17 protein-coding genes and 1 pseudogene are annotated in these 21645 nt (G+C 43.8%); 13 read left to right on the forward strand and 5 right to left on the reverse strand.

Annotated features, from left to right (window positions below; all coding sequences use genetic code 11):
* Positions 1–89: 89 nt before the first annotated feature.
* Positions 90–1424: an MFS transporter gene (locus tag ONT19_RS10585; protein WP_200756251.1), complete on the reverse strand. Its 1335-nt coding sequence runs from the start codon at positions 1422–1424 to the stop codon at positions 90–92.
* Positions 1425–1444: 20 nt separating this feature from the next.
* Complete coding sequence (locus ONT19_RS10590; RefSeq protein ID WP_118066268.1) at positions 1445–2470, reverse strand: LacI family DNA-binding transcriptional regulator; 1026 nt, start codon at positions 2468–2470, stop codon at positions 1445–1447.
* Between the two features lie 343 nt (positions 2471–2813).
* Here ONT19_RS10590 and ONT19_RS10595 point away from each other — a divergent pair, with 343 nt between their 5' ends.
* The 11 genes and pseudogenes from ONT19_RS10595 to ONT19_RS10645 all read left to right on the forward strand — a co-directional run bounded on the left by ONT19_RS10595 (position 2814) and on the right by ONT19_RS10645 (position 18004).
* Entirely contained in the window at positions 2814–5861 is a 3048-nt protein-coding gene (locus ONT19_RS10595) for a SusC/RagA family TonB-linked outer membrane protein (RefSeq protein WP_264953049.1), read from the forward strand.
* A 20-nt stretch (positions 5862–5881) separates the two neighbouring features.
* Positions 5882–7561 carry a starch-binding outer membrane lipoprotein SusD gene (susD, locus tag ONT19_RS10600; RefSeq protein WP_118066271.1) on the forward strand — a complete coding sequence of 560 codons (1680 nt, stop codon included), beginning with the start codon at positions 5882–5884 and terminating at the stop codon, positions 7559–7561.
* A 38-nt stretch (positions 7562–7599) separates the two neighbouring features.
* On the forward strand, positions 7600–8793 hold the full coding sequence (locus ONT19_RS10605) for a SusF/SusE family outer membrane protein (RefSeq protein ID WP_117695723.1): 1194 nt from the start codon (positions 7600–7602) through the stop codon (positions 8791–8793).
* A 16-nt stretch (positions 8794–8809) separates the two neighbouring features.
* Positions 8810–10210: an Outer membrane protein SusF domain-containing protein gene (locus ONT19_RS10610; protein ID WP_118066273.1), complete on the forward strand. Its 1401-nt coding sequence runs from the start codon at positions 8810–8812 to the stop codon at positions 10208–10210.
* A gap of 188 nt (positions 10211–10398) precedes the next feature.
* The gene (locus tag ONT19_RS10615; protein ID WP_264901463.1) at positions 10399–11250 is read left to right on the forward strand and encodes an Rpn family recombination-promoting nuclease/putative transposase; all 852 of its coding nucleotides are present in this window, start codon (positions 10399–10401) and stop codon (positions 11248–11250) included.
* 247 nt (positions 11251–11497) lie between these two features.
* Positions 11498–11845 (forward strand): PDDEXK nuclease domain-containing protein, encoded by a 348-nt coding sequence (locus ONT19_RS10620; protein WP_437182849.1) that lies wholly within the window; start codon positions 11498–11500, stop codon positions 11843–11845.
* Between the two features lie 455 nt (positions 11846–12300).
* Positions 12301–12507, forward strand: coding sequence for a hypothetical protein (locus tag ONT19_RS10625; protein ID WP_118082101.1), 207 nt, complete (start codon positions 12301–12303; stop codon positions 12505–12507).
* Complete coding sequence (locus ONT19_RS10630; RefSeq protein WP_153119127.1) at positions 12504–12779, forward strand: type II toxin-antitoxin system RelE/ParE family toxin; 276 nt, start codon at positions 12504–12506, stop codon at positions 12777–12779. Before ONT19_RS10625 ends, ONT19_RS10630 begins: the two co-directional genes overlap by 4 nt.
* Positions 12780–12831: 52 nt before the next feature.
* A complete protein-coding gene (locus ONT19_RS10635) occupies positions 12832–13212 on the forward strand; it encodes an Rpn family recombination-promoting nuclease/putative transposase (RefSeq protein ID WP_264951924.1) in 381 nt (126 codons plus the stop codon).
* A gap of 192 nt (positions 13213–13404) precedes the next feature.
* Complete coding sequence (locus ONT19_RS10640) at positions 13405–14862, forward strand: IS1182 family transposase (RefSeq protein ID WP_264951925.1); 1458 nt, start codon at positions 13405–13407, stop codon at positions 14860–14862.
* A gap of 1363 nt (positions 14863–16225) precedes the next feature.
* A pseudogene (locus ONT19_RS10645) lies at positions 16226–18004 on the forward strand (alpha-amylase family glycosyl hydrolase).
* Between the two features lie 216 nt (positions 18005–18220).
* On the opposite strand, the gene ONT19_RS10655 reads toward ONT19_RS10645, so the two are convergent.
* Entirely contained in the window at positions 18221–19111 is an 891-nt protein-coding gene (locus ONT19_RS10655; protein WP_117586787.1) for an NAD kinase, read from the reverse strand.
* Positions 19112–19194: 83 nt separating this feature from the next.
* On the opposite strand from ONT19_RS10655, the gene ONT19_RS10660 reads away from it, so the two are divergent.
* Positions 19195–19767 carry a DJ-1 family glyoxalase III gene (locus tag ONT19_RS10660; protein ID WP_006847960.1) on the forward strand — a complete coding sequence of 191 codons (573 nt, stop codon included), beginning with the start codon at positions 19195–19197 and terminating at the stop codon, positions 19765–19767.
* A 67-nt stretch (positions 19768–19834) separates the two neighbouring features.
* Positions 19835–20503, forward strand: a complete 669-nt coding sequence (locus ONT19_RS10665) for a 2-C-methyl-D-erythritol 4-phosphate cytidylyltransferase (RefSeq protein WP_118415506.1) — start codon at positions 19835–19837, stop codon at positions 20501–20503.
* A gap of 171 nt (positions 20504–20674) precedes the next feature.
* On the opposite strand, the gene ONT19_RS10670 is transcribed toward ONT19_RS10665, so the two are convergent.
* Positions 20675–21247 (reverse strand): RNA polymerase sigma factor, encoded by a 573-nt coding sequence (locus ONT19_RS10670; RefSeq protein WP_117691936.1) that lies wholly within the window; start codon positions 21245–21247, stop codon positions 20675–20677.
* Positions 21248–21364: 117 nt separating this feature from the next.
* A complete protein-coding gene (locus ONT19_RS10675) occupies positions 21365–21622 on the reverse strand; it encodes a hypothetical protein (RefSeq protein WP_153080522.1) in 258 nt (85 codons plus the stop codon).
* Between the last annotated feature and the right edge of the window lie 23 nt (positions 21623–21645).

Raw genomic sequence — 21645 nt, forward strand, 5'->3', positions numbered from 1 at the left:
GCATTTTTTCTCACACAAACCTTGCAAACGTTTGCACATTCCCCACTCCGCAGAAGCAATCAATTAATCGTTCACTCTGTTACTTACACCTATTTCTTATCCTTGATGATGCTCACAGACAGCGCACCCGCAATCAGCAGGATACCTGCCACAATCATCATATCGCTCTGATGAGAACCCACCAGACTCAGGACTGTTCCACCGCAGATGGCAGCCACAATCTGAGGGATACAGATGGTTCCGTTAAACAGACCGAGATAAGCACCCATGTGACCATATCCCTGCAAAGCATTGGTAACAAAGGTGAAAGGCATCGCCAGCATGGCTGCCCAACCGGCACCAATCATCAGGAATGGGATAAACTGCAAGTACTGGTCATGCAGGAATGGAATGAGAGCAAAGCCCACGCCACCAATAATCAAGCTGACAGCGTATGCCACCTTCGTATTCTTAAACTGAGGGAGAACGACAGCCCAGATAACACTACCTACAGCCTGAACTGCAAAGAGAATGCCCACCCAGTTGCCTGCCTCCTGGAATGCTTCAGAAGCAGGGTCGGTCGTATTCCATACGGTTTCAGCGATGGCTCCCGTAGAATAATTCCAGAGATAAAGGAAACCAGCCCAGCAGAAGAACTGAACCAGCCCCACCTTCCAGAAGGTAGATGGCGCCTTGCGCAGCAAAGTAATCCAACCAGCCTTGTCTTCAGAAGCCTCAGCATTAGAATTCTTCACTCCTCCCTCTTCACTCTTCGCTTCATTATAGTCCGCATACTGCTGTGGATTCCACTCCTTCACCTTCATCGTGGTGTAGATAACACAGAGAATCAGGATAGCCGCACCGATATAGAACGACCAGATGACAGAATCAGGAACCACACCCTTCTCAGCATAATTCTTGATACCGAGGAAGGTAAAGAGGAACGGGAAGATATATCCGGCCACAGAACCGGCATTGCAGAGGAAACTCTGGATAGAGTAAGCCTTTGCCTTCTGTTTTTCATTTACCATATCGCCTACCAGCATCTTGAACGGCTGCATCGCCATATTGATGCTCGTATCGAGGAACATCAGCGCAATCAGACCGAAGAGCATCGCACCGCTTACAGTCAGTCCGAGCGAACCGGCGTTCGGGAGCAGGCACATTACCAGGACGGCAATTGTAGCACCCACAAAGAGATAAGGGATGCGGCGACCGAAGCGGCACCACGTCTTATCACTCAGCGTGCCCACGATAGGCTGTACCAGGATTCCCATCAGAGGAGGGAGAATCCAGAAATAACTCAAGTTGTGTGGGTCAGCACCCAACGTTGCAAAGATTCGGGAGATGTTGGCGCTCTGTAGGGCGTAGGCAATCTGTACTCCGAAAAATCCGAAGCTCAAGTTCCAGAGCTTCCAGAAACTTAAATCAGGTTTTTGTTTCATATTGTTATGTTTTTATATTATTATCGGGTTGTTCCTCTCACCACGAGTCGTGTTCTCACCACTCGCTTCTCCACCTCATCTCTAGGGATGGAGCCTTCCACCTGGCCAATCAGGATATTGGCAGCTTCCTCGCCTACGGCAACACCTCGCTGCTCAACCGTAGTAAGCATCGGGTCGCACGCCTTGGCACGGTCACCATTGGTGAATCCGCAGATACTGATTTCTTCAGGCACCTTGAGCCCCATCCGCTTGGCGGTATAGAGAATGCCGATTGCCGTATCATCATTGATGGCGAAGAACGCATCCGGACGATCTTCCCCTTTCAGAATATCCGGCGTTATTGCTTCGGCACTGGCACGGTCATCGCAGATCTTCACCCAGTCAGGGTTCTCCGTCAAACCATGCTTTACCAGCGCATCATGATAACCGTTATATCGGTTTTTGGAGATTTCCAGATTCATCGGCGAGCCGTAGAAGGCAATCTTCTTGCAGCCCGTATCAATCATGTGGGTAACGGCAGTAAATGCACCCATATAGTCATCTACCACCACTCGCGAGCAGTTCACGCCCGTACATATTCTATCATAGAAGATGAGCGGCACCCCATTCTGCAGCAGTTTTTCGAAATGGTCATACTGCTTGGTATCCTTCGCCTGTGAAACGATGATGCCACAAACCTTGTTCTGATAGAAGTCTTCACAGATGGCCACCTCCTTATCGTAACGCTCGTTACTCTGCGCCACCATCACACGGTAACCTCTGGCTCTAGCCTCTTCCTCTATACCCGAAAGCACCGACATGAAGTAATAGTGTACCACCTGAGGTACAATAACTCCAATCACCTTCATCGGCTTCACCTTATTATGTCTTAAAGCTTCACCCAGGAAATTAGGAAAGAAGTTATGTTCACGCGCGTATTTCTGAATACGCTCCTTTTGGGCAGTACTGATACGAGAACTGTCCTTCAATGCTCGGCTCACCGTGGCAACACTTACGCCCAGGTCGCGAGCTATATCTTTCATTGTTATTGTTTCTTTATCGCCCATTGCTATTAGTTGTGCTGCAAAATTACGAAATATCCTTAATATCAGTTCAAAGTTCTTGACTTAAATCAAGTAATTTCTGTGCAAACGTTTGCACAAAATAAATAACGGAATTAACATAAAAATAGTACAACATAAGAGAAAAGAACTTAATTTTGCACACAGAAACGACAAGTTTATGGGCAAACGCCCCATTCCTACCTTATATAATATAAGCAAGATGCCAGAAAGACCCCGAAAAGAGCCAGAGCGGTATTTTAGAGTAGGAACGATGACAACTTAAGCCGAAAAGAACGAAAAAGTAAATAATTTAATATAATACATTAACTTAAAAATCAAGCAAATGATGAAGCAGGTAAAAATTAAATTGCCTCTCAGAGCGTTGACCCTAGCAAGCGGTCTGCTTCTGACGGTGAGTTCCTTTGCGCAGAGTAATGCAATTAAGGGACATGTGAAGGATGCTTCTGGTGAGCCTATCATGGGTGCTACCATTACAGTTAACGGTAAGGCAGTAGGCATTACCGACATGGATGGTAACTTCTCAGTTGATGCAGCGCCAGGTGCCAATCTTACTTTCACCTATCTTGGAATGACACCAAAAACAATCAAAGCAACATCTAACATGATGATTACCTTGGTTGACGACCAGAAGTCTTTGAACGAGGTCGTTGTCATTGGTTATGGTCGCGCTAAGAAGAACGACTTGACTGGTTCTGTTACAGCTATCAAGCCAGATGAGATGTCAAAGGGTATCACAAGCAGTGCCTCTGATATGTTGGTAGGTAAGATTGCCGGTGTAGATGTACAGACTGGTGGCGGTCAGCCTGGTACCGGTGCACAGATTCGTATCCGTGGTGGTGCTTCTCTGAGTGCTTCTAATGACCCTCTCTACGTAATCGATGGTTTGGCTATTGACAACAATACCAACAAGGGTATGAGTAACGTCTTAGCCATGATTAACCCTAACGATATCGAGAGCTTCACTGTATTGAAAGATGCTTCTGCTACAGCAATTTACGGTTCCCGTGCTTCTAATGGTGTCATCATCATTACAACCAAGAAGGGACGTTCTGGTCAGAAGCCTTCTGTTACTTATAATGGCAACGTAACACTGTCAACCATCCAGAAGAAATATGATGTGATGAATGCCAGCGAGTACAAGCAGGCTCTTACCTCTCTTGGTATCGACACAAGCACATTAGGCAGTTACGATACAGACTGGCAGAATGAGATTTTCCGCACCTCTGTTTCTACTAATCACAACATTAGTATTCAGGGTGGTCTGAAGAATATGCCTTATCGCGTCAGCTTAGGTTTCGAAGACAACAATGGTATTGTCAAGACAACATGGATGAAGCGTTTCAATACATCTGTCAATGTTGCTCCTTCTTTCCTCGATAAGCACTTGAACTTCAACTTCACAGCAAAGTATATGTTCGAGAAGGACCGCTATGCAAAAGTTGGTGATGCTATCGGTAATGCATTGTCAATGGATCCTACACAGCCTGTATATGGAAATGGTGAAGACTACAAATACGTTGGTGGATATTTCCAGTACTTGCAGAACAAGAGCGACCAGATTAGCGATCCTGATTGGAAGAAGATGGCTGCCTCTCAAGTTACACAGAACCCAGTTGCAGTTCTCGACAACTACAAGTGTATAGCAAAGTCTAATGATATTTCAGGAAACCTTGAGGTAGACTACAAGATTCATGGCTTCGAAGACTTGCATTTGCATGCTGCCATCGGTGCCCAGTATACAGATGGTAAGCAGAATGAAGACATTTCCAAGTATTCCTTCTCTAACAACTATTTTGGATATTATGGCACTGACCATCAATACAAATATAGCATCGAAGGAAAAGCTTTTGCTGAATATGCACACAAGTTCGGTGTTCATGATATCGACATCATGGCAGGTGCAGAGCAGAGCCACTACCACAGAACAGGCTATAACTACGGAAGTGGTATTGATGAGTACTTGAGAGACAACAATCCTCAGTTCGTTGAAGCAGATGGTAAAATGAACTATATATATAGTCCAACGTATCAGAAGAACACCATGTGGAAGGCTCACAACTCATTGGTGTCTTACTTCGGACGTTTTAATTACAACTTGTTAGATCGCTATTTGCTTACAGCAACATTCCGTGCCGATGGTTCTTCTCGTTTCAAAAAAGGCAAGAAGTGGGGTTACTTCCCTGCTGCAGCCTTTGCTTGGAAGATTAACAACGAACCTTTCTTGAAGGACGCAAAATGGCTTGATGAGTTGAAGCTCCGCTTGGGTTGGGGTATGACTGGTCAGCAGAATGGTATTCCAGACTTCTACTATACTCCTGTATATACAGTCAGCGATACTTATGCACAGTATCCATTTGGTGACAAATATTATATAACCATGCGTCCATCAGCATACAATCCTGAATTGACTTGGGAAAAGACAACAACCTACAATGCTGGTTTAGACTTCACCGCTCTCAATGGTCGTTTCGGTATGAATGTGGATGGTTACTATCGTAAGACTACCGACCTTCTGTCAACAATTGCCATCGCCGGTGGTACTAACTTTGGCGACCAGCTTCTGAAGAATATTGGTTCTTTGGAAAACTATGGTGTTGAATTGGCATTCGATGTCAAGCCTATTGTTACAAAGGACTTCATATGGGATGTAACCTACAACGTAGGATGGAACCACAATGAAATCACAGAGTTAGAGGCTGGTTTGCAAGACTGGGTATGGACTGGAGATAAAGTATCTCGTGGTAACAACACCAAGATTCAGGTAAACAAGGTAGGCCAGCCTATCAAATCATTCTATGTTTTCCAGCAGGTTTATGATGAAAACGGCAAACCTATCGAGGGTCTGTATGTTGACCGCGACGGAAATGGTACAATCGATGATGACGACCGCTATTGCTACAAGAGCCCAGCTCCTGACGTAATCATGGGTCTCACCACCAAGTTCATCTATAAGAACTGGGACTTCAGTGCAGCATTCCATGCCTCTATCGGCAACTATGTTTACTACGATTTCTTGAACGAGAAGGCAGTTTTAGCCGACCTCAATAAAGACAACATCTTCAGAAATACTACAGCAGAAGCTGTTGATCTTGGTTTCTGGGGTAAAACCTCAAAAGCAACCAACACCAGTGACTACTTCGTACGCAATGCTTCTTACTTGAAGTGTACAAACATGACATTGGGATATAGCTTCCCTGCATTGATTAAGGCTGGTGCTGAGAAGATTTGCAGTGGTCGAATTTTCTTCACAGTTCAGAACCCATTCATCATTTCCAAGTATAAGGGTATTGACCCTGAGGTAAGCAGTGGTATCGACAGTAATCCTTACCCACGTCCAATAAGCTTCCAGCTTGGTTTGAATCTTAACATCTAAAAATAAAAAAGGAGACAATTATGAAAAAACTATTTATAACGACTGCAATGGCAAGTATGTTGTGCATGGGCTTTGTCTCATGCGCAGACGAACTGAATATCAAGTCCATTGATCCACAGTCTTCCCCAACATATACTGCGGAGGGCCTCTTGGCTAAACAGTATGCAACCCTCGGTCTTACAGGTCAGAAAGGTCCTGCTGGTTCAGCAGACTTGAGTGGAGACGAGGGTGAGAGCGGATTTATCCGTACCGTCTTCAACTTGCAAGAATTAATGACAGACGAAATTTTGTGGGCATGGCAAGACAATGAAGGTATTGCCGCTATTACCAACATGAACTGGGATAAGAGTAATGCACGAGTAAACTGGGCATACCAGCGATTAATTTTCGACATCACCCTGTACAACCAGTTTATTTCCGAGCAGACAGGTAAGATGAGCGAAGATAAGATTGCAGAAGTCCGCTTCCTCCGTGCACTGAACTACTATTATTTCCTCGACCTGTATCGCAAGGCTCCTTTCAAGGAAACCTTCGACAGCAATCTCCCTATTGAGAAAAGCGGCAAGGATCTCTACGAGTGGCTTGACAACGAGTTGACTACCATCGAGCCTATGATGGCAGAGGTGGGTGCTTATAATAACAGTGAGAATTTCGGACGTGCCGACCGTGGTGCAGCTTATGCCCTCCATGCTCGTTTGGCACTTAACTCAGCTGTTTATACAGATGGTCAGGTTAAGGACTACCAGAAGGCTATCGATTATTGCGACAAGATTATCAATAGCGGCAAATATGACCTTTCTCGCGAAGCAAAGAATGGCTACAGCGGTTACCAGCAGTTGTTCATGGGCGACAATGATTGCAATCCAGAGGCTATGAAGGAAATCATCTTTGCTGTTCGTCAGGATGGTTTGAAGACTCGCCAGTATGGCGGTTCTACTTATCTCGTAGCAGCCTGCACCAAAGCTGGCATGCCATCAGCAAGTACCGCTGACCCTTGGAAATGTATCTTTGCACGCGAAGACTTGGTTAAGAAGTTCTTCCCTGACGGGAAAATTCCTATGGCAACTACAGATGATGTTTTACCTAATGCAACAAAGGATCAGATTATCGCAAAAGATAATGAGAAAGGCATCGGCACAGACGCTGTTATAGCAAAGGCAAAAGACGACCGAGCTTTGTTATACATGGGTGTAGGTGGCTGCGAAAGTGGAAAAGTTCGTACACTCAATCCAGGTGATGCTATCACAGACCCTCTGAACGGTGCGGCTATCGTAAAGTGGAGCAATTTCCACGCAGATGGTACAGCACAGCATGACCAGAACTTTTCAGACACCGACATCCCATTGTTCCGCCTGGCAGAAATCTATCTGACCCGAGCAGAAGCTAAGTTCCGTCTCAACGGCAGTCAGGAAGGTTTGGCTGACATCAAGTTAGTTCAGGACCGTGCTCACCGTGGGACAGAAGCTACATCAGTAGATAATCAGACCCTTATTGACGAATGGTGCCGTGAGTTCTATTTGGAAGGCCGCCGTCGTTCAGACTTGGTTCGTTTTGGCTTGTTCAGTGGTTCAGCGTATCTCTGGAGTTTCAAGGGTGGTGTACCTAATGGTGCAGGTATTGAATCGCATTTCGATATCTACCCTATCCCAGGTAATGAGACTAAGAACAACCCTAACATGACACAGAACCCAAAATACTAATTGTTAGGTTAACAGATTAAATTAAAAAAGAAAGAATTATGAAAAAGATATTCAAATTCATGCTGTTGCCAGCATTGGTACTCCCTTTGCTCTTTACATCATGCGATGATGACAGAGACAGCAACCCTACATTGGACTTGAGTCATGTTGCAGATGGATTTGTATTGAACACTCCTGCCGTAGCAGAAAACAATACTTACGATCTCATCAGTGCAAAAAGTTTAAGATTGACATGTTCTCAGCCAAACTATGGTGGAGTACCTTACTCTATGAGATATTACGTACAGGTATCTATCGATCCAGCATTCGTCAGCGATGGTACTGCAACTCACACAGAGTTAGCGACATTCTATAGAACTGCCGATATGCAAGTTAATGCAACTGAAATAAACAACGCTATAGTAGCTCTCTTCCAGGCTGCAAATCCAGATACAAGTGTTCCTGCAGAAATGCCTGTTTACATTCGCTTGCGTGCTGTGATTGGAGACGCTACTGATACAAGTTTGGGCGAGACATTCTCAAATACCATCACCTTGCGTTCTGTGAAGGCTACTTATGAGGCTCCTGATGCTAAGTTCACTGACAACCTCTACTTGATTGGTAGTTCTATCCAGGATCCATGGAAGAGTTGGAAACCAATTCCTAAGGTCTTTGGTTTGGAAGGTAACTACTATGGTATAATCTACTTGCCAGCTGGTGGTGAGTTCAAGTGGGGTACCGAGAACAATGACGACCGCGGTTACAACCGTATCAAGGAAATCAACGATGAGGCCAACGCCGGTATCTCAGAAGGTGAAGAGCATAGAATCAAGGTAGCAAACGCAGGTTGGTACACTCTCCACTTCAAGGGTAAGATTACCGAAGACAAGAAGAACATCGATTGGACACTGACTGTTTACCCAACAAAGGTTTACATCTTAGGTGGTAGTGTCGAGATGTCTGGTACTTGGGCATTTGATGACGCTTATGCTCTGACAGCTCCAGCAGATAAGAATGGCAAATGGGTTTCTCCAGCATTCACTGCCAGCGCAGAGCTTCGCGCAGCTGTCAAGGTAGGCAAATTAGATTGGTATCGTACAGAGTTCACTCTTTACAAGGGCAACGTCTTCTGGCGTAGATATGATATCGTAAACAGCTGGGCTGAGACTGAGGGCGCAGATTACTCTGTAACTACCCAAGTTGGACAGAAGTTGTATATCGACTTTGATAATTACACAGCAGAAGTTAAATAATTAAGACCAAAGCACAATGAAAAAAACATTATTATATAGCTTAGCAGTCTTGGCAAGTGTTACACTTGCCAGCTGCAACGGCGACTACGATGATTGGGCTAATCCTCAGACCAATCCACAGGAGGCCTCAGCTGCCAAATACGGAATTACTTTCGCAGCAGGTACTGAAGCTGAAAGTAGCTTGCCAGACGATGACGGTATTATCAATCTCGTCACAGTCAATTCATCAGATGCAGATGTTACAGGTTTCACACTCAAAGACTTGAAAGTAAATGGCGAAGCCATTAAAGGCGAAATCAACGGTAACAGCATTCAGGTAGACGCAACAGAATTGGAGAAGATTCTCTGCAGCCAGAACAAATCACGCGCAAGCGTTGCTCGTGACATCAACGTTGAGTCTAAGGTTTCTGTCAACTTGGCATCAGGTGATGCCGTTGCCATCAATACTGTAGGTACGACTACAGCCAAACTTAAGCCATCCCCAACTCCTGCTATTGATGAGAAAGGTTACTACATGCTCGGTGAAGTTAATGGCAATGGATGGAAGCCAACAAAACCTGTATGGATGAACAAAGTGTCTGATGGTGTTTACCAGCTCAAGGTCACCACAGAGAAAGATAAGAACTATTTTAAGTTCTACGAAGGTAGCAAGTGGGATGAAACCGGCAACTGGGATGTTATCAACACAGGTGTCTTGGGTTGCGAGAAAGACGGTAGCGAAGATGCTTCTGGTACAATCTATTATACTGGCGACAGCTGGGGTACACCACAGACCATGGTTATCGTAGGTACTGGTACATGGATTGTAACTCTCGACATGAACAACCTGTCTTACTCTGTAGGCAAGCCTATCCTCTATATGGCAGGCGATGCTAATGGCTGGGCAACAAATGACTATCTCGCAGGTGAAGATGGTGTAAAATTCACTGGTTACATGTACCTGAACCAGAATGGTTTCAAGTTCTGTACTCAGCCAGAGTGGAAGGGCACCAACTATGGCGCAGACTTCAATACTGCTCCAGATGCAGCCAACATCACTATTACAGAACCTGCAGGTTACTATCAGGTAGATGTTGATTTGTCTGAGAAGAAATACGAACTGACTCCTATTACATCTATTGGAATCATTGGTAGCGCATCACCTAATGGTTGGGAGTCAGACGTAGATATGACTTACGTTCCTTACAATAAAGATACCAAGGAAGTTAATGGCTACTGGGAAGTTAAGAACATCACATTGAGTGCTGGTGAAATCAAGTTCCGCGCCAACGACGATTGGGCCATCAGTTGGGGTGGAGAGTTAGATAACCTCACAACAAAGAATGGTGGAAACATCACTGTAGAAGCAGGTACTTACGACATCAAGCTTTATGCTTGGGCTGAAGGCTTTGCTAAATGTGTGATGACAAAGAAGTAAGCATTTGCTTCATCAAATAAACTAAATATCAATAGGCGACTCTCAATTCCGGGAGCCGCCTATTTTTTTTCGTTCTCCTCCCCCTTTTCAAGTATTTTTCCCCTAAATCCTTGGAAGTTACGAGGAAAAGTCGTATATTTGCAGGCGAATAGCAATATTGCGTCCACGACCTTATAAAGCGTAAGCAGATGGCAAGATTTATAGACCCACGTGTCGATTGGGCTTTCAAGAGGATATTTGGAAGCGAAGACACGAAAGAATGTCTGATCACATTCCTCAACGGACTGTTTGAAGACGAGTTGGTAATCAAGGACGTGACGTTTGCCAAGACCGAAAAACTTGGCTTGCGCCCCGATGACCGCGGTGTGGTCTTCGATGTCTATTGCATCACAAACGAAGGCAAGCATGTCATCGTAGAGATGCAGAAGAAAGAGCAGGAATACTTTGCCGACAGGGCATTGTATTACACGGCACGTGCCATTGTGCAGCAAGGCATCCGTGGAATCTGGGACTACCACTTGGCTCCAGTCTATACGGTATGTTTCATGGACTTTGTATCGCAAAGTCCGATATTAAAGGAGTTTCGCACCGATTTGGTGCTTACCGATTTGCAGACACGCCAGCGAGTGTCCGACAGGATGCGTATTGTGTACCTCCAACTGCCATTGTTCGACAAGCATACGGAGGCAGAGTGTATGGATATATTTGATTGTTGGATTTATATAGTGAAGAATATGAACATGTTTGAACAGATGCCATTCAGCGAGAAGTATCCAGTCTTCCGCAAATTGGCAGAAATAGGCGACCTCCGCAAGCTCTCCCGAGAGGAACTTGAGCTGTATGACGAGGACATCAAGAATATGCGTGATATATATGCCACCAGAAAGTTTGATGAAAAGAAAGGGATGGAAAAAGGTATGGAAAAAGAAAAGCTAGCCACAGCTCGCCGCCTTCTGTCAATGGGCCTTTCTGATGAGCAAGTATCAACAGCCACCGAACTTCCACTGGAGGAAATCCAGAAATTAAAGGAACAAGCCTGAAACTGGCTGAACTTTCAGGAACTCAAATGTAGGATATGAGACGTTTTTATGAAGCATGGAATATGCTTGACAGCAATTCGGCGGTTGCAACCGCCGAATTGTGCTTTGAGAATTCAGCGGTTGAACCGCTGAATTACAAAATAGTGAAAATCAGATAGATATATTCCATACTTTATCTATTTCTAATATTCCAGATTTTCCTGTTGAGGACTTCTTTAAAGTACCATTCACACACCACTCTGCCATCATTAGTGTTGAACAATTCCCAGACCTGCTGTTTTTCAATCGAGAATTGAACGCCATGGTTTGCATAGAACTAAAACTTGGCGAGTTTAAGACCTCTTATCTTGGGCAACTTTTTGGCTATCTCCAAATTCTCGACGACAAGGTGCGTAAGCCACACGAGAATCCGTCTATTGGAATCATTCTTTGCCAATCAGCAAACTACTCTTATGCAGAATATGCTGTTCGAGACTACAGCAAGCCGATGGGAGTTGCTACCTACAAGACGTTGGATGACATGCCTGAAAGGTTACGCAAGGCTTTGCCTGATATGAAGAAAATGATGGACTTGCTAAAAAACAAGGAAGAATAATATCCCCCTAAACATTTGGAGATTATTAGAAAATTAAAGAATAACATTCAATAGGCGGCTCTCAATTTCGGGAGTCGCCTATTTTCTTTTTCTTCTCCCCCTTTTCAAGTATTTTTCCCTAAAACCTTGGAAGTTATAAGGAAAAGTCGTATCTTTGCATAAGAAAAGCTGCACTCGGCAAATTGAAAACAAGCTTTCTTTGCGCTCGTTTGCATTTTCTTTGCCAACGAATAGCGATATTGCGTCCACGACCTGACCTTATAAAGCGTAAGCAGATGGCAAATAACATAGAAAATCAAGATAAAAGCAAACCGGTCGCAAATTGCGACCAGTACATTTGCAAACTTATTTTTTTCTCATTCATATCAAGTATTTTTCACTTAAACATTTGGATATTAAAGAGAAAAATCGTATCTTTGCGGCATCATTTAAAATAATATTAAAAGGAAAGCAATATGGATGTAGCTATAAATAATATAAAAACAACTATAACTGTTCCGCAAGTTGACTTCAACTTATTAAAGGAACTGGCAAAAAAGTTTGGCTGGGTTATTCAAACCGAAAAGAAAAGTGGTATTGAAGAAGCCCTAGAAGATGTTAAAGCAGGCAGAGTATATCATGCAAAAGATGCTCACGACTTAATCAAACAGTGCTTAGAATGAAATACTCTATTGACTTTACAAACAGATTTAAAAAGTCTTTGCGAAAAGGAGTGAAACGTGGGCTAGACCCTACTCTCATAGAAAAAGCTGTAGAGAAATTAGCTAATGAGGGTAAACTACCGCCATCATATAAATCGCATAAACTTCATGGAAACCTAGAAGGTATATGGGAATGTCACATAACCCCTGATTGGCTGATGCTGTGGGAACAAAACGATGAAAAATTAACTTTGCTGTTTCTCAACAATGGAACCCATAGCGATTTGTTTTGACTATAATGTAAATTCATATACCAACATTGTATTATAATTAATCTAACAGCCATTGTTCGACAAGCACACGGAGGCAGAGTGTATGGATATATTTGATTGTTGGATTTATATAGTGAAGAATATGAACATGTTTGAACAGATGCCATTCAGCGAGAAGTATCCAGTCTTCCGCAAGTTGGCAGAAATAGGCGACCTACGCAAGCTCTCCCGAGAGGAACTAGAGCTGTATGACGAGGATATCAAGAATATGCGTGATATATATGCCACCAGAAAGTTTGATGAAAAGAAAGGGATGGAAATAGGTATGGCGAAAGGTATGGAAAAAGAAAAGCTAGCCACAGCTCGCCGCCTTCTGTCAATGGGCCTTTCTGATGAGCAAGTATCAACAGCCACCGAACTTCCACTGGAGGAAATCCAGAAATTGAAGGAATAAGTAGAGGCTAGCTGGACTTTCGCAAGTTTTGCCCCACACGCCCTGAAGGGGCAGAAGCCCCTAGCCCAAGGAGGGCACTGAAAAAGTCCCTTCATGGGTTATGTTAGTTTAACATTCGATCTTTGAAATAGTGTACCCAAAAGTTGCATATGTGCAATATTTTTTGTATCTTTGTAGAAAAATACAAGGATTATGCTAGAGCAACAACAGACCATATCATTCAGTGATTATTCAAGTTTGTATGACTTGATTATCCCAAAAGACAACCTGCTCCGCCAGATTACTGACCTGGTGGACTTTAGTTTCGTATACCAGGAATTGCAGGACAAGTATTGTCATGACAATGGTCGTACAGCAGAGAGTCCTATCCGTATGTTTAAGTATCTTCTTTTAAAGGTAATCTATGACATATCGGATGTTGATGTTGTTGAACGTACTCGCTATGATATGTCGTTTAAGTACTTCTTGGGATTAACTCCTGAGGAGACTAATCTGATTAATCCTAGTTCCTTGACCAAATTCCGTCGACTTCGTCTGAAGAATATGGAGCTGTTGGATCTTCTTATCAAGAAGACTGTTTCTATTGCTATAGAAGCAGGTGTCCTCAAGTCTAGAACCATCATTGTTGATGCAACCCATACGCATTCTCGTTCCAACCCTATCAGTGCAGCAAAGAGTTTGGAGTATTATTGCAAGGCCGTAATCAAGGTCGTTAATTCTGTGGATGACAGCATGGAATTGCCTGAGCTTCCAAAAGAAAAGAAGTATTCTTCTATCATGACTGCAGCCAAAACGATAGTTGCTACGGTGGAAGCTGATGCTGCAACTGCCAATATGCCTGCAGTCAAGGAGCGTCTCAATATGCTGAAAGAAACCATTTCAGACGCAGAGACCCGAGGCGTAATATCAAAAGATGCAGATGCCCGTACAGGACATAAAACAGCGCATTCTTCATTCTTTGGCTATAAGACGCATATAGCTATGAGCGATGAGAGAATTATCACCGCAGCTACCGTCACCTCCGGCGAGAAGGGTGATGGACAGCAATTGCCAGAATTGATAAAAAAGACAGAGGAAGCAGGAATGGAAGTTGATTCCATAGTAGCAGATAAGGCATATTCCAGCAAGGAGAATCTCAAAATGGCAAAGGAAAACAATATGCGCCTCTCTGCTCGTTTAAGCTCTGTAATTGACGGTAATCGAACAAACAAACTCCCTTTTGAATACAACAAGGATGCAGATCTGTACGTCTGCCCAGCAGGGCATCTGGCGAAATGGAAAGAGATGAATTATCGCAAAAATGACAAGCGTCACAGAAACTCCAGCATTACCTATTATTTTGATGTGGACAAATGCAAGGTCTGTCCATTACGTGAAGGTTGCTACAAGGAAGGAGCCAAGACAAAAACATATGCGGTTACCATCAAATCGGATGAACAGTTGGAGCAAATCGAATATCAAAAAACAGAAGAGTTTATAAATCTTCAGAGGAAACGATACAAGATAGAAGCCAAAAACTCCGAACTTAAGAATGTCTTAGGATATGACAGAGCCCTGTCATACGGTTTGTCGTGCATGGAAATGCAGGGAGCTTTGACTATTTTCGCTGCAAATGTGAAGAGAATCATCAAATTGATGCAAAATGCATAAGGGGGGAAGTAGATTTCTCTATATATTGCCGAATTAAATGCCAGAAACGCTATAGAAAGCTGTTTGAGACTATATTCCTGTCCAAAAAAGTATTTCACTTTTAAAAGATGAAATGCTTCTTGGACAAGAATTAAAGTTCAAAAACAAGCTATGCAACTTAAAATTGGGTACCTTTTTCAGTGCCCTCCCAAGGCATCGCCCTGGGTAATCATGGACGCAAACCTGTCGCCCTGTAAGGGCAAAAGCTTCAAAGAATCAAATATTTACGAAGCTTTTGCCCTTACAGGGCGCCTTGCTGTTTGCTATTATACCCAGGGCGATGCCCTGGGCTAGGAGCTTTTGGGCCTTCAGCCCGTTCTTGAACCGCATGCTAAAGTTCAGTCAACTTATAGTTGAAAATTCAGTAACATCAACCGCCTTATTCAAGTACTTCATTCTGCAAAATCAACCACTTCATTCTGCAACATCAAGTGCTTTATTCACCCAACGAAATTGACTCTTCCACCCAACGAAGTCGTATCTTTTACCCAACGAAGTCGAATCCGTCACCCAGCGCAGTCGAATCCGTCACCCAGCGCAGTCGTATCCGTAGACTCAATGAAACGTATGAACTTGCGCAATGACGTACATGATGCGAAAGAGGCTCACTTGATGATTACCAGGATGCTTCTGAAACTACGTCCCGACGTATCTGTTACTGCGTCGGGACGCATTTTTTGCTGCGTCGGGACGTAGCAAATGCTGCATCGGGACGTAATTTTCATTTCCTCAGTTGGCTATGATTCCTCCTCTCACCAGCCATTTCGCAAAGAAGCGGTCGCAGAAATACTCTGCGCCCTTATAGCCATATACCACAAAAGGATTGTTCAATCTTGCCATATCTTGTTATCATTCATTATACAAACGTTCATTGCGCTTTTTACGCAACGCAAATTACGCAATAAAAAACGAGACCGACAAATGTTTTCTAGTTTTTTAATCATAATTATCTCCTAAAGCTATATATACCTTAAATTATATATAGAAGAAAAGCGCACCGGAATGCAAACGTTTGCACAATTTATTCGCTTGATTTGCATCAATTTTTGAACAAGCTAATGAAATAAATCGTAACTTTGCCAACGTATAACAATACAACTTGCAATTAAACATAAAATAATAATCACAAAATACAAAGATAATTATGAAGAAGATATACTTTACACTCCTTGCCACAATGGCACTCACACTTGGAGCATGTTCTAGCAGCAATGACCCTGATCTTCCAGATCCTGAGCCAACGCCAGCGCCTACCCCAAGTCCAGAACCTGAGCCTGAACCAGGTCTCAATTCGCAAGGCTGGGCTAGCGATTATAGTGGCGTTATGCTGCAAGGATTCTCTTGGGATTCTTATAATGAATCACAATGGAAGGTCTTAGAGAAGCAGGCTGATGAGCTGAAAGGTTATATCGACCTTGTTTGGCTTCCACAAAGCGGAAAATGTATGGAGACCACTCAGGTGATGGGTTATATGCCATATTACTATTTTAATCAGAACTCTTCTTTCGGATCTGAGGCTGAGCTCAGAAGTCTGATTACTAAGTTTAAAGCCGCTGGTATAGGTGCTATTGCTGACGTAGTCATCAACCACCGCAATACGGATGGCTGGTATACATTCCCTGCTGAAACATACAAGGGAGTGACCTACCAAATGCAATCTACAGACATCTGCAAGAATGATGATGGCGGAACTACAGCAACCCAGGCTGCCACAGACGGGGTAAGCCTCAGCCAGAACAATGATGAGGGAACCGACTTTGGAGGTTGCCGTGACATCGACCACAAGAGCGAAAATGTGCAGAAGGTGATCAAAGCGTATCTGAAATATCTGAAGGATGATTTGGGTTACACCGGTTTCCGCTATGATATGGTGAAAGGCTTCGATGGTAGCCATGTTGCCGACTATAATGATGCCACAGGTGTAGAATACTCTGTAGGTGAATACTGGGATGGTAACGACAAAATAGAAAGTTGGATAAACAAAACTAACAAGAAGAGTGCTGCCTTCGACTTCCAGTTCCGTTATAACGTACGCGATGCCGTAAACGGAGCGGCTAACGGAAAGGTGACAACATCTTCAGACTGGTCAAAGCTCAACAGTAACGACAATCTTATGCACGATGCCAATTATCGTCGTTATGCGGTTACTTTTGTAGAAAATCATGATACACAGAAACGCTCTGAATCAGAACAGAACGACCCTCTGCGCAAAGATACCATAGCAGCCAATGCCTATATGCTCGCCATGCCAGGCACACCATGTATCTTCCAGCCACACTGGAATGCTTATAAGTCTGAGATAAAGGAGATGATTGCAGCCCGCAAATATGCAGGCATCACTAATATGAGCAATTATGCCAACAAGCAGAGCAAGAAAACTCTTTATGTGAACGAGGTTACTGGTACTAAGCACAAACTTCTTGTGGCTGTAGGTAATGATGCAGCAGGATATGCAGGAGAAACAGGCTATACGAAGATTCTTTCCGGTTATCACTATGCCTATTTCCTCTCTAATGATGCAGAGACCTCTTGGACAAGCATGCCTTCCGGCTCATACGAGGAAGGTTTCAAGACCACACTTACTGCAGTCAGCCAGACAGAGGGAGCCAAATTGGTTTATACCTTGGATGGTTCTACCCCTACTGCAAAGAGCACAACTGTAGAAAGTGGTAAGGAAATCAGCATCAATGGTACTTGTACCTTGAAAGTTGGATTGCTTGTGAATGGTGAAGTAAGAAATATCGCCACTCATCAATATACGATTGAGAAGTTCAAGGCATATTAATTTATGGTTTATGTGAATGCCGATGCTGTGAAATGGAACCCATTATACTGCTATACATGGAAGAAAGCAGCATCTGTTGAGTGGCCTGGTGAAAAGATGACAGAAACAAAGACCATCGGTGGTAAGACATGGTACTACAAGGAAGTCAGCATTGATAATGCAACCGAGTTGGTAAATGTCATATTCAATAATGGCAAAAATAAGCCGCAGACTGTAGATATAACAGGTCTCACCAGTACGGCTTACTTCGAAATCGAAACATCCAAAGAAGGTAAGAACTATAAAGTGAAGGATGTTACTGCAGAATACAACAAATAAGTTCAAAGAATAGTTTCAGTTTTTAGTTTAAGTTTTTCAGTTTTAAGTTTTTAGGTTTATTAAGGTTTATGTTTTTAGGTTTAGGTTTGTTTTAAAGGTAGTTTTAGTACATACAAGGTTACTAGTTAGTTGTTTTAGGTTAGGAAAAAGAGGTATACCCAAGATTCATCTTCGGGATATACCTCTTTTCTTATTCTTATTATTTTCTTATTCTAATTATCTTTCGCGCTGGTCAGCACCCCACATCAGTTTCTCTCTCAAGGTAGAGAAATAACGCTGGTTGCGCTGCTTCACAATCTTGATGCTATGAGGAGCCTTTCGGATGATAAGGCGGGTTTCCTCCGTCATACGCTCACTACGACCATCGATGGCTACCAGATAGTTGTGGCTGCGACTCTCGATATCGAGCGTGATGACAGCCGTATCGTTGATGACGATAGGACGGATGTTCAGACTGTGAGGAGCTACCGGAGTAAGACAGATGCTACCACTCTGCGGAATGATGATAGGTCCACCATTCGAGAGATTGTATGCCGTAGAACCGGTTGGCGTAGTAACAATCAGACCATCCGCCTGATAAGTGACGAGGAATTCGCCATCTACCTGCGTACGGATGGAAATCATCGAAGCATCATCACGCTTCAGCACGGCAATATCGTTGAGTGCGAACGGATTGCCAGCCAGAACGCCTCCTTCAGCCTCAACCTGAATCACCGCATGCTCCTCTATCAGACATTCACCAGCATAAAGACTGTCCAGCGCCGACTCTATCTCGCTAGGCAGCACATCGGCAAGGAAGCCCAATCTGCCCATATTCACACCGATGATAGGCGTACCCTTGGCTCCCACCCGGCTCGCTGCCTTCAGGAAGGTACCATCACCACCCATAGAGATGACGTAATCCACATCGAAGTTGTAATCCTCGAACACCCCAGCCGCCTTCACATCGAGATGCTGGTCGCGGGTAAGAAACTCGTAATAAGCATTCTCCACATAAACTTCAGCCTCCTTCTTTTCGAGATAAAGAAGGATTTTCTCTATCGAAGCCGACTTCTTAGCCTGGTATTCATTACCAAATATTGCGAATTTTAAATGTTGCTGTGCCATTTATTTTGTTATTTCAATAATTATTCTTACTTTTGCAAAGGTAATCATATTATTTGAATAACAAGACAAAAAACAAATAAATTATGGCTAAGGTATATGAATTTCTTGCCAATGGCTTCGAGGAAATCGAAGGATTGGCTCCGGTTGACATCCTCCGTAGAGGTGGTGTAGACATCAAGACTGTAAGTGTAACGGGTACTGAATGGGTAGAAACATCGCATGGTGTTACCATCAAGGCTGACCTGAAGTTTGAGGATATTGCCAGCTTTGAAGATGCTGACATGCTGATGATTCCGGGCGGAATGCCAGGCAGTACAAACCTGAACGAGCACGAAGGTGTACGCCAGGCGCTCATCGCCCAGCACAAGGCTGGTAAGCGAATCGGTGCCATCTGCGCAGCCCCAATGGTTCTGGCAAGCACAGGCATCCTCGAAGGAAAGAAGGCTACCTGTTATCCTGGCTTTGAGCAGTATTTCGGCGAGAACACCGAATATACCGCCACCCTCTTCCAGGAAGACGGCAACGTGATTACAGGCGAAGGTCCTGCAGCAACCCTCCCATACGCCTATAAGATATTGAGCTATTTCGTAAGCAAGGAAACTGTAGCTGCCCTGCAGGATGGCATGATGTATGATCATCTCATGCAGAGCAAATAATAACAATGAGTGAAGAAAGGCAGGATTAGAATTCTTCACTCTTCACTTTTAACTCTTCACTTAAAAAATGGATTACGTAATCATAGTAGCCGGAGGCAAGGGCCTCCGCATGGGAAGTGAGATTCCAAAACAGTTCTTGCCGGTAGCGGGCAAGCCTATCCTGATGCGCACCATAGAGCGTTTTCATGAATATGACCCTGCATTGAACATCATCCTGGTTCTGCCGGAGAGTCAGCAGGCATACTGGCACCAGCTCTGCGAGGAGCATCATTTCAGCATCAAGCACCAGATAGCCAATGGTGGCGACACCCGTTTCCAGTCATCCAAAAACGGACTGGCACTCATTCCTGATGATGAAGATGGCGTAGTGGGTATTCACGACGGCGTGCGCCCATTCGTATCTAAAGAAGTCATCGAGGAATGTTTCGAGACGGCTCGCGAAGAATATGCAGCCATCCCTGTATATGCCGTAACCGACACCCTGCGCTATATCGACCAGCACGGAGGCGGAAAGAATGTGCTGCGCAGCGATTACCGCGTGGTGCAGACTCCCCAAACCTTCGACATCGGTCTGGCAAAGCAGGCTTTCAACCAGGAATACAAGGAGCAGTTTACCGATGATGCTTCGGTGGTAGAAAGTCTTGGCTGCCAGGTTGCGATGGTTGATGGTAATCGTGAGAACATCAAGATTACTACCCCATTCGACATCAAGATAGCTGAAGCGTTGCTGGGGTAAAGCGAAACAACAAGACATAAAACAAAAAGCAGGAGATTCCTCACGGAGTCCCCTGCCTATTTTTTATAACTATAATAAACCTATTTTTGATAATCACTAACCTAAAAGTGCAAATCTCTATTTCGGGTCTACCAATAACATCAGTCAAACACCTTTCTCCTTCAGAAGAGTTTATACTGCTACGGCTGCACGTAACTTCAACATGCCACGATGTACCAGGTTGCGTACACTATGATAGTTCATCTGCATGATGTCGCAGATGTCCTCATATTTGCGCTGCTCTATATAATATAAGGTGAACACCTGGCGCTGGCGTGGTGTCAGCTCATCCATCAGGATCTGTACCTTACGAACATTATTGAGCGAACTTTCATCAAGGATATAAGAGTTTTCCACATCTTCTACAGTTGTAGAGATACGGATATCCTCCACCGCAGTCTCCGTCATATAGTTCTTGCGGCGAAACTCATCCAGCAATCTGTTGCGGAGAGAAATGAGCAGGTAAGAGGTTACCTTTGTAACTTGTAAATCCTGGCTTTTAGAGATGAGTTTGATAAACACATCTTGTACACAATCTTTTACAAGTTCTTTGTCTGATGTTATACACAGACCATAATTGAGCAACATTTCCGCGTACATATCATATAAAGACATGAAAGCGTTCTGGTCGCCTTGGCGATAGGCAGCGAGCAACGTCTGTGCTGCTTCCTCTCTTTCTCTGATGTTATTGTAGTTTGTTTTCATCTTAGGTGTACTTTTGTTTGTTGATGGTGCAAAAGTAGCCTAAATGCGGCAAACTCTAAGGAAAAATCAGGTAAATGAATGGGAAAAATTGGTATTCAGTGTATTTTTCCTCCCATTTTAAGGGTACAAGTGGCTTTTTATGCGATTTTTCAGTTCTTCTATATCTGTTTCAGACAACAAGTCAGAAATCTCGTCAAGATGAAGAAGAACATATTTTGCCTGCTCTATTTCGGCAGGAAGATACATTTTCTCAAACTTTCGAGAAGATGCCGGCCTCCCAGAGTTGGCATCCGGTTCTACGATAGGAGAACCGAGTACCGACTCCAGAAAGTCGGAATCCAATAAAAGATTTCTTACAGATTCTGTTATCATCATTCTTTTCATCTTCTCTATTTTTA

The organism is Segatella copri, assembly GCF_026015625.1.
Taxonomy (GTDB): domain Bacteria; phylum Bacteroidota; class Bacteroidia; order Bacteroidales; family Bacteroidaceae; genus Prevotella; species Prevotella copri_H.

Bases quoted from the DNA above. Each gene is read 5' to 3' on its own strand.
- ONT19_RS10585 (WP_200756251.1), bottom strand. From the start codon at position 1,424: ATGAAACAAAAACCTGATTTAAGTTTCTGGAAGCTCTGGAACTTGAGC.
- ONT19_RS10590 (WP_118066268.1), bottom strand. From the start codon at position 2,470: ATGGGCGATAAAGAAACAATAACAATGAAAGATATAGCTCGCGACCTG.
- ONT19_RS10595 (WP_264953049.1), top strand. From the start codon at position 2,814: ATGAAGCAGGTAAAAATTAAATTGCCTCTCAGAGCGTTGACCCTAGCA.
- susD (WP_118066271.1), top strand. From the start codon at position 5,882: ATGAAAAAACTATTTATAACGACTGCAATGGCAAGTATGTTGTGCATG.
- ONT19_RS10605 (WP_117695723.1), top strand. From the start codon at position 7,600: ATGAAAAAGATATTCAAATTCATGCTGTTGCCAGCATTGGTACTCCCT.
- ONT19_RS10610 (WP_118066273.1), top strand. From the start codon at position 8,810: ATGAAAAAAACATTATTATATAGCTTAGCAGTCTTGGCAAGTGTTACA.
- ONT19_RS10615 (WP_264901463.1), top strand. From the start codon at position 10,399: ATGGCAAGATTTATAGACCCACGTGTCGATTGGGCTTTCAAGAGGATA.
- ONT19_RS10625 (WP_118082101.1), top strand. From the start codon at position 12,301: ATGGATGTAGCTATAAATAATATAAAAACAACTATAACTGTTCCGCAA.
- ONT19_RS10630 (WP_153119127.1), top strand. From the start codon at position 12,504: ATGAAATACTCTATTGACTTTACAAACAGATTTAAAAAGTCTTTGCGA.
- ONT19_RS10640 (WP_264951925.1), top strand. From the start codon at position 13,405: ATGCTAGAGCAACAACAGACCATATCATTCAGTGATTATTCAAGTTTG.
- ONT19_RS10655 (WP_117586787.1), bottom strand. From the start codon at position 19,111: ATGGCACAGCAACATTTAAAATTCGCAATATTTGGTAATGAATACCAG.
- ONT19_RS10660 (WP_006847960.1), top strand. From the start codon at position 19,195: ATGGCTAAGGTATATGAATTTCTTGCCAATGGCTTCGAGGAAATCGAA.
- ONT19_RS10665 (WP_118415506.1), top strand. From the start codon at position 19,835: ATGGATTACGTAATCATAGTAGCCGGAGGCAAGGGCCTCCGCATGGGA.
- ONT19_RS10670 (WP_117691936.1), bottom strand. From the start codon at position 21,247: ATGAAAACAAACTACAATAACATCAGAGAAAGAGAGGAAGCAGCACAG.
- ONT19_RS10675 (WP_153080522.1), bottom strand. From the start codon at position 21,622: ATGATGATAACAGAATCTGTAAGAAATCTTTTATTGGATTCCGACTTT.